We start from the raw sequence: 13,318 nt of genomic DNA on the forward strand, positions 1-13,318 counted from the left end.
AGATAATATTATCTAAATTTATAAAGAGAACAAGAACCTTAAAAATATACAGAAATGAGTATTCTAAAAGCAACACAACAAGAACAAGATAACTTCTTTTGGAAGATTATAGATGAATCTAATGATGTAAAAGATTTTGATTGGGAGGAATATGATCAAGATCAACACATCGATCAAATGATTGATTTATTAAGTAAAACAGACAAAGATCATTTAATCGTTTTTGAAAAAGTAATGCAACAACAATTACATAGATTGTACACTGCCGAAATAGCAGAGCTGTACATCGTATTGAATAATGATTTTGAGGTAGAAGATGATGTAATAGACTTTGATGATACGATTTCAGATGATGCATTTATCTATTTTAGATGTTGGTTATTACTTAAAGGTAAAGATTTCGTAGAAGAAATTAGTAGTGATATTCAGAACTTTGTAAATGGAGAATATAGTTTTGACATTGGAGAGTGTGATGCAGAAGAGTTACTTTATGTAGCAGACTTAGCTAATGAAGAGATGACGGGGGTAGAAGAGTCAGAAGAAATAAGAGATGCTATTTATGAATCTTTTCCAGACGTAGTGAACTATGATGATGTAGATGTGAAGATGAATAGAGAGGTAAAAGGAGGAACAGCATTACAAAAGACTTACCCAGAATTGGTAGAAGAAATATGTGATGTACGTTCTGACGTAGAAGAATAAAATAAAAGAAGTATAAAGCATATATGTTTTATACTTCTTTTTTTAACCCAAGTTATGTAATAGGCAAATAAATCAAGTAGTTATAAAAATAGATATGAATTAGTGAGCTAAGCATATTATTGTGTGGTTTTAGAGCTAATGAAAGAGTTATGAAGTAGAATTATTTTGTAGTATTTGGTTAATGCATAACCTGGGCTTAAATACTAAAAGGTAAATATGAAAGGAAAGACATTGTTTAGGAGTTTGTTGATAGCAGGTTTGTTATTTGTAGCTACAGAAGCACAAGCTCAAAAAATAGAGAAAAATTATAGAGAAGATTGGACTTACTCACATAATAGATATGATGCTCAGTTAGAAAAGTCCTTTTTTGGAGGTTTAGATTTCTCAGATAATAATAGAAATAAATTAGAATTTTCAAAAGAGTACCTAAACTTAGAATATAGCGGAATTCTGGAGGATGACGAGTTACAGCAGTTGTTCTTAATGGATTTAGTTAAGAAGTATAAGTATACTAATCGTTATACAGCAACTTATGAGGTGGATATGTTTGGAAAAGTGACGATAAAAGATAACCAAGGAAACTGGATTGAGTATGGTACAGATTTGTTTGGGAATAAAATTTTTGAAGACAAGAAAAGAGGGATTAAGTATTCTATTGGAAAAGATTTAATGGGTGACTATAACTATAAGTCTGGTAGAGAAAGCGCTAGTTTAAAGAAAGATATCTTTGATAAATGGAAGTATACAGATAGTTTTGGTAATAAATTAGAGATAGGACAAGAGACTTGGGTACGCTGGATTACACAGTTTAGAGATGAAGAAGGGATATTACTCTATTTGACAACACTTTTTTTTAGAACGAATGACAACATTATGTATAGAGAAGAAGGAAGATATCATCATTCCTTTTATTAGAATAGGTGATCCTTTATGGGAGGAGAATACTAGACTTATTATAGAGTCTTTAGCTGATAATTGGTCAAATGATTTAGTTGATCCTAAATCAGAAGAGGAAATACGACTATTAGAAGCAAGAATAGAAACAAGTTTACCAAATTCTTTAAAGGAATTCTATAAGGTATTTGGGTTAGCAGATATAGGCGAACAGTTACTCAGCTTTGACGAAATAGACTATATTGGTAAAATATGGGAACCTCACCCAGAATACGGTCCTAGCTTCACACAAGAGGACTTATCAGTGTTACCTTACTTAATTACTTTTAGTGATTATCTAGGTAATGGTAATATGTTCTGTTTTCATAAAGAGACTAAAGAAATCTATTATTTTGATCATGATAGTCAGCCTTATTTGACGAAGATGTTTAGTCATTTTGATGATTATTTAAAAGGGTGTTTGGTTTTTGCACAAGCAGATTTGTTTGGAGAGGTAGGCCAGGATCAAGTTGATCAATGGATAGAACAAATAGTTGATGAGCTGATAGGAGAAGACCTAGTTCGTAAATGGAGATATTAAAATAAAACAATTGGAATGATAGAAATAGCTAATTGGAAAACTTTCGAAAAACAGTATAACTTCGAAGAGTCTGTATATAATTATGTAAGAAAATCACTTGAACTAATCAGCCAATCTACTTTAAAAGAAGAAGTGTTTTGTTCTTTTGCTTTTAACTGTAGTGCATATAATGGATATGTGTTACTGAGTTTAGATACTGATATGCTGAATAGAGAGAGAAAGTATTATCCGCCAGATTGGACTTATGAAGTTGTAGAAGATTATGTTTTAGAGCTTAGAGATCTTGGCACTCTTCTTTATGAGCCTATAGAAGATGCATATCACAGCATTGTAAAGGATTTAGAAGATCAGTATAAGTTCGATGATTTTACTAATGGCTTTTTGACTAGTTTGAGAAGAGTAATGGTAAGGATAGAAAGAGAGAATCTACTATCACAGTATTTAAAAGTAACACCTGAGCTATGGACATTGGTTACTGAAATAGATGCCGATGAAGAGGAAGAAGAAAGCTTGTTACAAGAAGAGCGTACTCGCAGTATGGAAGTATAAAACTAAACAAGGGAAGTAACTTACTTCCCTTGTTTAGTTTTATAAAGTTCGTTTGCGTACTAACTTATTAACTCTACTCATTAAGATAATACTAATAGTAGATACAACAACAAGTACATAAGCTACGATATTGTAATTAACAAGTGGGCTGTTATCATGCTCTTGGTAGACAATTAGTCCCGCGATAGCAGCTGCAATACCTCCTGATATCTGTTGAAGTGAAGAAGTAATACTCATATAAGCTCCTCTGTCAGCTGTATCAGGCACAGCACTGTTTAAGGCTGCTGAAGGAACCATACGACTCATGATACCGATCATCATTAAGATATTTGTTCCAACTACTAGAGCAAAAGGGATTTGAGAAAAATTAGTATAGACCACACTAACTATCATTAACCAAATAGATGCAATGGTAAATAATTTGTATTTACTCACTCTATCACTTAAACGACCTATAAAAGGCATTAATGTTAATGAGGTAACTCCAGATATCATAAATAGGATAGGTAACTGATCTGGATGAACACCTAAGTTATTCACAGCAAATATAGTTCCGAATGGCATCATCATAAATCCTCCTACAGATAGCATGGTGATAGACATAAATCCTATTCTATAATCCTTGTTTTTCACAGTATTCCACAGATGCGTAAGTACCTTTTTTTGAGGTTGTAGACTTAAGTGATCCCTGACAGGTTTTAAATAGAACCCAATAGCGATAGCAATAAGTATTGACAACCCTACAATCATAAAGAAAGGAGCTTCCCAAAACCATTTGTTAGCAATATATAACCCTATAGGAATACCAAGTACCTGGCTTGCTCCAAATCCCATTTGTATAAACCCCATTACTCTTCCTCGTTGTTTTAGTGAAAAGATATCTGTGATAATAGCCATAGAGATAGAGCCTATTACTCCTCCAAATAGTCCTGTAAAGATGCGAGCAAATACGAGTGTCTCATAAGAGTTTGCTAAACCACAGAATAAGGTACCAACAATAAAACCGATGTAGAAGAACAATAATAGTTTCTTTCTATCAAACTTATCCGCAAAGCCTGCTGTGAGTAATCCTGCAGCTCCTGCGCTAAATGCATAAGCAGATACAGCTATGCCAAAATCCTGTGTAGACATAGACAAGCTTTTTAGTAAGAGATCTCCTAGTGGAGCCATAACCATAAAGTCTAAGATAACAGTGAATTGTGTGATGGCTAATATGAAAATAACGAATTTCTCGTATTTGGTAAACTTTTGATCTAGCGTCTGTGTCATAGTAATATATAGAGATATCTCTTTAATTTACATCTAAATAAATTGAAAAGAGTGAAATGCAAATATAAGTCATTATTCTTTTCTTTATCTTTAGCTAGTGAGTACTAAAATAATTAACTTTATTAGTTAGATATTTACTGTATATAGTATCTACTATATTACTTGTTTATAGTGTTTTTAATTCTCTACGATGAATAAGAATAGTTTTAGTATCTAAGTTTTATCAAGTAGTACAAATAGAGAACTTTAGTGACTTAATCGTGAAAGAGGTGTCCTAAGAGAATGTTCTTGTGGAGCATATATAAAAGTATATAATATATAAAAGAGGATAGACGTAATTAAAAAGGTGATGAGTATAAGTTTATATAAAAAAAAGTACAATGAACTTTCTAAAATGTTTAGAGAGAGTTATAGCATTAAGGACTTAGCGTCTGATTTATTTGATTTATTGTATGCATTGCAAGCAGATGAACAAACGAGTGAGAATTTATTGTTGCAGAGTCATATTTATGCATTATTAGAGTATTGGGAGACTGCATATAGATTGTTACTTGAAGTAGAAAGTAGTAAAACTCATAAAATCCAAGATAAGCTTTTTGTTTTTTCAGAGAAAGCAAAGACTCATAAAGATATTTTTGGTGTAAAAGATCTTCGAAAATTAAGAGAAAGAAAGACAATAGACCTTCTGTTTCCAGAAGATATCACCCTTGTAGAGGGGACTAATAATCAATATGGTATAAAAGAGAAGAGAGTAGTTATTTTTAATAAGTACTGTCCACTTGATCGGTTTTTGATTATTAGCTATATTCCTTTTGATAGCAGAGCACAGTCTAAGGTGGTAGATTATCTATATTGGCTTACAGACTTGCGTGAAGAGCTAATAGGATTCTATAATAGTGAGAATAACGCTTTCCTTCCTTTCTTAGACGGAAAAGCAGATGATGATTGGTATGATACCTTAGATGTATATAGTGTTACAATCTGTTTACATAATTTAGCACATATTACAGCGTCTATTGCAATAGGGGATGAGCTTATAGCTGATCATATTATAGATATAGAAATTTCTAATAAAGAATGTATTGAAATGAGTATAGATGGATAATAGAATATCTTGACTCTTTCTATGTATATGAAGCCTGTATGAGTTAGAAGTGTGTTCTAATAAATACAGGCTTCTTGTTTATAGATGATGAAGTGGTCTAACGTCAGATAGTTGTTTATATTCTTCTACTAACTTATCTAAGAATGTATATAAGGCTTGATTCATTGTAGTATAGTCGTATTTCATTAGTTGTTGAGCAGACTGTACAAAGCGATGATTAGCATATCTCACTAAGCTTTCTTGGTCATTAGCAATAATTAATTCTATTACTTCTGGTGTAAATTCCATATGACACTGCAATCCATACACTAGATTAGAATATTCTATTATTTGTCTAGGACATCCTTCGCTAGTAGCTAGTACTATAGCATCTGGTGTAAGTCCTGGCATATCATTGTGCCAGTGGCCTACTGGAAGTTCATTTTCTATATGTTTAAACTTTGGATGGGTCTTTCCTTCATCAGTAAGGTGAATAGGCCATACACCAAACTCTTTTTCTGGGCTGTGACTATAAGCGTTACACAGAGCTTCTCCTATAAGTTGTGCCCCTAGACAAACACCAATAACCGCTTTATGAGCAAGTATACACTTTAGTATCAATTCTTTTTCTTTTTGTGCATCAAAATAAGGGCATTCATCTGTTGTCGTAATAGGATCTTGAGGTCCTCCTAATACGATTAGTAAATCAATGTGTTCTGCTGAGGTAGGCAAAATATTGTTTTCATATAGTTTAGTCATACTTACACTATAATTATGATCTTTTACCCAATCTAAAAAGGCACCAGGCCCTTCATACTCCTCGTGAATTACAAAATGTATATGCATTATATCTATTGTTTGATTAGCAACAAAGGTAAATGCCTAGATAATGAAGGGGATAGTCCAGAATAATCAAAAGCTTCCTAGTCCAAGTAAATAAGGCGAAATTAGAAAGTATGGGGTATATGGTTGCTTATATTTTATTAAAATATACTAAATAGTTATGGTTTGTTTATTTTTGTTGTTTTTAAAATAATTTTAATATATAAATAGTTGTAAAGTAGTTGTTATGTGGTATTATTGTAGGCGTAACCTCTGTTTTGTTGTGTTTTTGACAATACTTAATGTAGTTTTGTATTAGGTGATTAACCCCACATTCCCAATCTAACGTATGAGAAAACAATTACTAAAAACAGGTTTATTAAGTATTGCTTTATTTGCGCTAAGTACTAGTGTACAAGCTCAGCGTGTAGCTGAGAAGAAAGCCGACAAAGAGTATGAAAAACTAGCTTATATAGATGCTATAAAAATCTATGAACGCATGGCTAAAAAAGGGTATATTAATGGAGATATATTAATGAAATTAGCTGATTCATATTATTTTAATGGGAAGCTACTTGATGCTAATAAATGGTATACAGAGCTGTTTAATGGAGAGTATGATGATAAGGATACAGTGAAGATTCCTTCAGAGTACTACTATCGCTATGCACAAACCTTAAAAGCTGCTGAACAATATGATGCTTCTAAGAAGGTAATGGAGCAGTTCGTTGTATTAGAAAAGGAAGACTCTAGGGCAAAATTATACCTAGCGAATAAGGACTATTTAAAAACAATAGAGGAAGGTACAGCTCGTTATGAATTGACACATACATCTATTAATACTCCTTATTCTGATTATGGAGCAGCAGTGATAGGAGATCAACTTATTTTTACTTCTGCACGTCCTTCTAGTGAATTATCAAGTAAGAAATTACACGAGTGGACGAATGAGAGTTTTACTACACTATACAGTAGTACGATCTTAGCAGATGGTAAGTTAGGAGAGCCTGTTGTTTACGCTCCTGAGTTGAGTTCTAAGGTTAATGATGCTACTGCTGTATTTACGAAGGATGGAAAGACCATGTTCTTTACTCGTAATAATTCTAATTTAAAAGGAAAGCGTAAAAACAATAAGAAAAACTCGTCTCTATTAAAGATATTTAGTGCTACTAAACAAGCTAATGGTACTTGGGGAGATATAAAAGAATTACCAATCAACTCAGATAACTTTAATACTGCGCACCCAGCGTTGACACCAGATAATGAATGGTTATATTTCTCTTCTGATAGAGAGGGAAGCGAAGGGCAGTCAGATATTTTTAGAGTAGCTTTATATCCTAATGATGTGTATGGAGGTGTAGAGAATATCGGGAAGAAAGTAAATACAGCAGGGCGTGAGACATTCCCATTTATTTCTTCTGATAATTATTTATTCTTTGCCTCTGATGGTCATCCAGGTTTAGGAGGATTAGATATCTTTTCGGCTAAGTTAGAGAAAAATGGAGTGATAGGAGAAGTAGTTAATTTAGGAGCGCCTATTAATAGTCCGTTTGATGATTTTTCTATTTATATCAATAGAGACACAAATGCAGGATATGTGAGTTCAAACCGACCAGAAGGGTTAGGAGGAGATGATATCTATTCTTTTATTCAGAAAGCATGTCTACAGCATATAATAGGTACTGTATATGATATTAAAACAAAGAAAGGTATTCCTAATGCAACTGTTGTGATATCAGATGGATTATATGAAAAGTCTAAAACCATTCAGACAGATGAGCAAGGTAAGTATAGTTCTGAGACATTAGATTGTAGTGAGAAGTATCGTATTAAGGCAGAAGCACCAGAGTATAGTACAGTAGAGTTAGTATTTGCTGCAGCTGATGTGGCAGGTGATAAAGAAGTGAATATCGGTTTAGATAAGGCATATGAGACAGTAGGTATAAACGATGATTTATTTAAGAAGCTAAAATTACAACCTATCTATTTTGACTTTGATCAATCATTTATCCGTAGAGATGCATCGATAGAGTTGATGAAAGTTGTTGAGGTAATGAGAGAGTACCCAGCTATGATCATAGATGTACGTTCACATACAGATAGTAGAGGAAATGACAATTATAATTTAGCCTTATCAGATAGACGTGTGAAAGCAACTATTAAATGGATGATTTCGCAAGGTATAGAACCAAGTCGTCTAACAGGTAGAGGATATGGAGAAAGTCAACTACAGAACAGATGTTCTAATGGAGTACCATGTAGTGAAGCGGATCATCAGCTAAACAGAAGAAGTGAATTTATCATTATAAAAATGTAACAAAAAAGAGGCGAGAGCCTCTTTTTTTAATTAGGAGTTAAGAATTAGGAATTATCCGCCCTGTGGGTAATAGGTGCATACAGAGTATCAATGTAGAGACGCATTATTATGCGTGTCACACAATACATACTATATATACATACCTGCGGGCAATAGGTGCACACAGAGTATCAATGTAGAGACGCATTATTATGCGTGTCACACAGTACATACATACCACAATCGTAGAGAGTATCACATACATCCACATAAAACATCAAATGATGTTTTCCAACATGCAGGGTATAAAATATTGGGTGACACGCAAGATATTGCGCCTCTACCTTATATATAATGTCAATGTAGGGACGTCAATATTTTGCGTCTCCACACAGTAGCCACAAGTCGCATCCGCAACAATACAAGCGATTACTATACGCCCTATTTTAATTAGGAATTACCTGCCCTGCGACAATATGTACACACAGAGGATCAATGTAGAGACGCATTATTATGCGTGTCACACAATACATACATACATACATACATACATACATACATACATACATACATACATACATACATACATACATACATACATACATACATCGTTGTGTTCTTAGCAAAGACTTATCACATAATTATCCCCTAATGCCTGAAAGACAACAATTCTAAATTCCTAATTAAATTATAGTATTTCTCTTCTCAGATCTTCTGCAGACTTAGGAGATAGTGCACCTAGAGGAATATCATATACAGTCACAGCACCAGTTTCTCCCTTTTGAGCTAATTTATATACAGCACGCGAGAAGGCTACTAATACACTAGCAGTGAACTCAGGGTTACTCTCAAGTGTTAGTCCAAATTCTATATTTTGTTTAGTGTCTGTACCTGTGATACCAGATCTAAACACTTTACCACCGTGAGGCATAGCAGAGTGATTTGCTTTAAGTTCTTCCTCAGAGATAAAGTGAACAGTTGTATTATAATCAGCGAAGTAGTTAGGCATTGTTTTGATTGTGTGCTCTATGACAGAAGTATCAGCTCCATCTTCTGCTACTACATAACAGATGCGCTCATGCTTCTCAGCTGTAGTTAAAACAGGGTTCTCTCCTTGGCGAACTCTATCTAAAGCACTTTCTATAGGGATAGTATATTGTACTCCACCTTTAACCCCAGAGATACGTCTAATCGCATCAGAGTGTCCTTGGCTTAATCCTTTCCCCCAGAATGTATATGTTTCTCCTTGAGGTAAGATACTTTCTCCTAATAATCTAAGCATAGAGAACAGTCCTGGATCCCATCCTGTAGAGATAAGGCTCAACTTATTGTGATCTTTAGCTGCTTTGTTTACCGTATTAAAGAATTCAGGAATCTTAGCATGGGTGTCAAAGCTATCAACTGTATTAAACCACTGTGCGATATAAGGCACTTGTTCAGGTAGGTCAGTAGAAGACCCACCACAGATAATCATTACATCGATGATATCTCTATATTCTGTGATTTGATCGATATGTATCGCTTTGGCTTCAGTAGGAATGCTTTGAGGATCTCTTCTAGTGAAGACAGCTACTAATTCTAAATCAGTATTTTGACGAATAGCAAGTTCTACACCTTTTCCTAAGTTACCATAACCTACAATACCTATTTTGATAGGCTGATTAGAAGTATTCATATTTTTATTTTAAAAGTCTGTACAGTCCCTTTAGTTGTAGGGAGTTTCGTTTATAGGGAGCTAATTTAGCTAAAACTTTAGACTTACTGTGCACTAAATAGATTATCATTAGTTGTCTCCACGCATCTTTCCTTGGTTCACTATGAATAAAATAAGCTCTTTAAGTCATTTCCTTATTAGCTAGAAGGGATTTGATATGTAATCTCAAAAGGAGTTAAAGTTTTTTTTGTATATTTGCAGAGTATTTTGCTTTAAATCAGAACCTTGTCTGAATACTTTTTAACTTGAAAGTATATAAATCAAAGCAAAAATACTTCTTCGTTTAGCTTTAAAAAGTACTATATTTTTTAAGGCTAAAAACTCTCATTTAGTACTATCGGTTTAAAATTACTAAAAAACACTTGTCCCTTTTTTCGAGTGTTTATGCGGTGTTCGTCGGTGCTTCTTCGGAAAAGGCCCCCATTTTGCAATACTTTTCCGAACAACTTCCAAACCACTCCCGAACAAAGTACTTTTTTTAGCTATGAAACCCTTGGTGTTATTGGGATTGGGCGTAGTTCGATAACTTCAGAACTAACATTTTGAGAATAAGTGTAGGTGCATTATGAGAACGGTAAAAAGTACTATTTGTGTTTTGATTGAGTATAATGCGTTAGGTTATTGTTATATAAATCAAATAATTTTTAAGAGAGGTCAATTACTTGTGTTCAACAACATGTTTTATAGACTCAATAAAATATAAATTTCCTAATTTTAGCCTTGAAAAATAAAAATAGTATGGAAGAGGCACAAGTGGTAATAGATCGTATATATAGTTATCTAGACAGGTATGGTTTAAAAACGAATACAGATACTGTAGAGGATTTGATTGCTTTTATAGAGGCGCAATGGAGCTTAGCTGATGAAAGTAAGTATTGTATATATGATGCCTCTATCATTATAGGACGTATGACTACTGAATATATAAGATTAAGAGAGTTTGAGAAGATGATGTTTTGGCTTGATGAAGGTGATAAGCATAGTAATAAAGATAGAAATCCTGAGTATGTACGCAATTATTATAAAGGAGAGTGTTGTTTAGAGTGTGGAAATGAAGAAGCTGCTCTGCATTATTTAAATTTGTGTTATGCTGTAGAGCCAGAGTATATCTTCACAAGAGCTCCTTTCTGCTATGAGTTTTTTAATCAACATTTAGAAAATCCTGTACAGTTGTCAGAGCCTATAGAAGGGGATGAGGTAGAAATAGAAATGGAGCTAGAATTGCCTTTGTGGAAAGCCTTTTTTAAGATGGAAGAAGCTATCCGATGTGAAGTACTACTAGATTATATAGAAGATGAGGTAGATGAGAAGGAAGCAACAGAATTAATGAATCGAATAGTAAAGGACGTTCAAGAGAATGAACAGACTATTCTAGAAGAGTTATTGAGTAAGCTAGTTTCTAAATACGAGAAGTGGCAAGTGCAGTATGGATATGAAGGAGAGGATAAAGAAACTTTTATGCCTGATATTGTAGATAAGAATCAGTTCGGAATGTTGATTACACCGATGACTATCTATATTATACCAGAATCATGGACAGAACCTCCTCATATAGGATATCTCTTTGATTGTTCATGGGATAGAGAACATGCATTAGGATTCATGACTTATGACCATAAGGTAGAGCATATTGGTGGAGCAGATAGTGCTTTTTGTTTGTAGAGGAGTTGAATTATGTAAATTAATACACACCCTTCAAGGTATATACCTTGAAGGGTTTTTTGTTGTTAATCTATATTTATCCAAAAGGATTAGGTTCTATCATTGTGAAAAGTTAATAAACAAAACAGATTGTTAGTCATAGCTTATTTTTTGTTTGATTTTTTAATTAATTATTAACATTTTAGTAATTGATGCGTAATGTTAAGGTTAACTAGTGAAGGTAGCTTTGCCTCAACAAAAAATGATAAACTAATGAAAATTAACTACAAATTACCAACTTGGATTTTAGGTCTAGTTATGACTGCGTCTGTAGTAGGGTGCCATGATGATGATAATTCAGGTAGTGGCGAAGGGGAAAACAATGGCGACAAAATTGTTTTAAAGAATCATTCAAAAACACCAGCTTTTGTTTACGCGATGCCTGGTTTTGAAAAATTAGAGATTTTTTCTCTTATTTCGAGTGAAGATAAATTAAGTGAATCTCCTGATTTCGTGTTTGGAGGACAACCTGATGGGGCTGGTTTTATGAAAGATCCTAAAGGAGATGGATATTTGATGATTACAAATCATGAGATTATGAAATCTGTTTCTCGTGTTTATTTAGATAAAACATTTAAACCTGTTAAAGGAGAGTATATTGTAGATGGAATAGGAGGGATTACAAGGCTTTGTTCTGCTACTTTAGCAAAACCAGAGATACATGGTTTTGGACCTGTATTCTTGACAGCTGGAGAGTCGGGAGAAGAAAGTATGGTACACGCTATTGATCCTATGGGATCTACTGATCTTAAATCTAATCGAGATAGAGTATTGCCAGCGTTGGGTAAAGCAAGTATGGAGAATGCAGTTCCGCTTCCTTTGGATGTTTCTAATGGGAAAACGATTGTTTTAATTGGGGAAGATCAAGGGTATTCTTCTAATCATCAAAGTGCAGGGCAATTAATCATGTATGTTGGAAATAAAGGTGATCTTCAAGGAGGAAAATTATATGCATTAAAACGTAAGTCAGGAGGATATACTGAGATGGATATGAAAAAAGGAATGGAGTATGATGTAGAGTTTGTAGAGATACCAGGCGCTAAAGATATGACTGGAGCTCAGATTAATCAAAAGAATATGGAGCTAGGAGTTATTCGCTTTTCTCGAGTAGAAGATGTTGATTATAGAAAAGGTACAGGAAAAGGAAATGAAATTTACTTTACTGCAACAGGGCAAGCAAGCGGAGGTAATCCTGTAAATGGTTTTACGATGTGGGGAAGAGTATATAAACTAGTATTAGATAAAAACGGTATGATGACAGGTAAATTATCTGTTGCTGCAGAAGGAGATAGTGATCCTGGTAAGAACCTAATCAATCCTGATAACCTATGTGTGACTGAAAATTATGTATATATCCAAGAAGATGGAGATTCTTATTATGCCGATGCAAAACATGATTCTTATATCTGGCAATATAAAATAGCTGATGGTTCTTATAAACCATGGTTGAATATGAAGCACAATAGAGAAGATGCGGAGTGGCAAAAGAATTATAATCAATCTGGAAATCTTCAGAAATTTGGTTCTTGGGAGTTTGGAGCAATGGAAGATATCTCTGAGTTGATAGGTGTTCCAAATACTTTTTCTGTTAATATTCACTCGCATACTTGGCAAAAAAATGAATTTGTTGATGCAGATAAAGCGGGTGTGAACAAGAATAAAGAAGGAGGTCAGGTAGTGATTATTCGCAACGTAGAAAAATAGTTT

General features: G+C 33.8%; 11 protein-coding genes. 8 read left to right on the forward strand and 3 right to left on the reverse strand.

What is annotated here, in order from left to right; translation table 11 throughout:
- The first annotated feature begins 54 nt into the window (after window positions 1-54).
- The 4 genes from BK054_RS13495 (at window position 55) to BK054_RS13510 (ending at window position 2,725) form a co-directional block, all read left to right on the forward strand.
- On the forward strand, window positions 55-702 hold the full coding sequence (locus tag BK054_RS13495; protein WP_006263525.1) for a DUF4240 domain-containing protein: 648 nt from the start codon (window positions 55-57) through the stop codon (window positions 700-702).
- Window positions 703-918: 216 nt separating this feature from the next.
- Window positions 919-1,617, forward strand: a complete 699-nt coding sequence (locus BK054_RS13500) for a hypothetical protein (RefSeq protein WP_006265234.1) — start codon at window positions 919-921, stop codon at window positions 1,615-1,617.
- Window positions 1,565-2,176: an SMI1/KNR4 family protein gene (locus BK054_RS13505; RefSeq protein WP_006265235.1), complete on the forward strand. Its 612-nt coding sequence runs from the start codon at window positions 1,565-1,567 to the stop codon at window positions 2,174-2,176. The genes BK054_RS13500 and BK054_RS13505 overlap by 53 nt, the downstream gene beginning before the upstream one ends.
- 15 nt (window positions 2,177-2,191) lie before the next feature.
- Window positions 2,192-2,725: a DUF4303 domain-containing protein gene (locus BK054_RS13510; protein ID WP_006265236.1), complete on the forward strand. Its 534-nt coding sequence runs from the start codon at window positions 2,192-2,194 to the stop codon at window positions 2,723-2,725.
- A gap of 39 nt (window positions 2,726-2,764) precedes the next feature.
- Here the strand turns inward: BK054_RS13510 and BK054_RS13515 are convergent, their stop codons facing one another.
- Window positions 2,765-3,994: an MFS transporter gene (locus tag BK054_RS13515; RefSeq protein WP_006265237.1), complete on the reverse strand. Its 1,230-nt coding sequence runs from the start codon at window positions 3,992-3,994 to the stop codon at window positions 2,765-2,767.
- 349 nt (window positions 3,995-4,343) lie between these two features.
- Between BK054_RS13515 and BK054_RS13520 the strand changes: the two genes are divergently transcribed.
- The gene (locus tag BK054_RS13520; RefSeq protein ID WP_006265238.1) at window positions 4,344-5,099 is read left to right on the forward strand and encodes a hypothetical protein; all 756 of its coding nucleotides are present in this window, start codon (window positions 4,344-4,346) and stop codon (window positions 5,097-5,099) included.
- A 78-nt stretch (window positions 5,100-5,177) separates the two neighbouring features.
- Here BK054_RS13520 and BK054_RS13525 read toward each other — a convergent pair whose 3' ends face one another.
- Window positions 5,178-5,924 carry a glutamine amidotransferase-related protein gene (locus BK054_RS13525; protein ID WP_006263530.1) on the reverse strand — a complete coding sequence of 249 codons (747 nt, stop codon included), beginning with the start codon at window positions 5,922-5,924 and terminating at the stop codon, window positions 5,178-5,180.
- 325 nt (window positions 5,925-6,249) lie between these two features.
- On the opposite strand from BK054_RS13525, the gene BK054_RS13530 reads away from it, so the two are divergent.
- A complete protein-coding gene (locus BK054_RS13530; protein WP_006265239.1) occupies window positions 6,250-8,217 on the forward strand; it encodes an OmpA family protein in 1,968 nt (655 codons plus the stop codon).
- Window positions 8,218-8,884: 667 nt separating this feature from the next.
- Here BK054_RS13530 and BK054_RS13535 read toward each other — a convergent pair.
- On the reverse strand, window positions 8,885-9,871 hold the full coding sequence (locus tag BK054_RS13535; RefSeq protein ID WP_006265240.1) for a diaminopimelate dehydrogenase: 987 nt from the start codon (window positions 9,869-9,871) through the stop codon (window positions 8,885-8,887).
- A gap of 777 nt (window positions 9,872-10,648) precedes the next feature.
- Here BK054_RS13535 and BK054_RS13540 point away from each other — a divergent pair.
- Both BK054_RS13540 and BK054_RS13545 read left to right on the forward strand, forming a co-directional pair.
- Complete coding sequence (locus tag BK054_RS13540; RefSeq protein ID WP_006265241.1) at window positions 10,649-11,572, forward strand: DUF6985 domain-containing protein; 924 nt, start codon at window positions 10,649-10,651, stop codon at window positions 11,570-11,572.
- 198 nt (window positions 11,573-11,770) lie between these two features.
- Window positions 11,771-13,315 (forward strand): hypothetical protein, encoded by a 1,545-nt coding sequence (locus tag BK054_RS13545; protein WP_006265242.1) that lies wholly within the window; start codon window positions 11,771-11,773, stop codon window positions 13,313-13,315.
- Window positions 13,316-13,318 lie beyond the last annotated feature (3 nt).

This window comes from Myroides sp. ZB35, from assembly GCF_001865835.1.
Taxonomy (GTDB): domain Bacteria; phylum Bacteroidota; class Bacteroidia; order Flavobacteriales; family Flavobacteriaceae; genus Flavobacterium; species Flavobacterium odoratimimum.

Bases quoted from the DNA above. Each gene is read 5' to 3' on its own strand.
- BK054_RS13495 (WP_006263525.1), top strand. From the start codon at position 55: ATGAGTATTCTAAAAGCAACACAACAAGAACAAGATAACTTCTTTTGG.
- BK054_RS13500 (WP_006265234.1), top strand. From the start codon at position 919: ATGAAAGGAAAGACATTGTTTAGGAGTTTGTTGATAGCAGGTTTGTTA.
- BK054_RS13505 (WP_006265235.1), top strand. From the start codon at position 1,565: ATGACAACATTATGTATAGAGAAGAAGGAAGATATCATCATTCCTTTT.
- BK054_RS13510 (WP_006265236.1), top strand. From the start codon at position 2,192: ATGATAGAAATAGCTAATTGGAAAACTTTCGAAAAACAGTATAACTTC.
- BK054_RS13515 (WP_006265237.1), bottom strand. From the start codon at position 3,994: ATGACACAGACGCTAGATCAAAAGTTTACCAAATACGAGAAATTCGTT.
- BK054_RS13520 (WP_006265238.1), top strand. From the start codon at position 4,344: ATGAGTATAAGTTTATATAAAAAAAAGTACAATGAACTTTCTAAAATG.
- BK054_RS13525 (WP_006263530.1), bottom strand. From the start codon at position 5,924: ATGCATATACATTTTGTAATTCACGAGGAGTATGAAGGGCCTGGTGCC.
- BK054_RS13530 (WP_006265239.1), top strand. From the start codon at position 6,250: ATGAGAAAACAATTACTAAAAACAGGTTTATTAAGTATTGCTTTATTT.
- BK054_RS13535 (WP_006265240.1), bottom strand. From the start codon at position 9,871: ATGAATACTTCTAATCAGCCTATCAAAATAGGTATTGTAGGTTATGGT.
- BK054_RS13540 (WP_006265241.1), top strand. From the start codon at position 10,649: ATGGAAGAGGCACAAGTGGTAATAGATCGTATATATAGTTATCTAGAC.
- BK054_RS13545 (WP_006265242.1), top strand. From the start codon at position 11,771: ATGTTAAGGTTAACTAGTGAAGGTAGCTTTGCCTCAACAAAAAATGAT.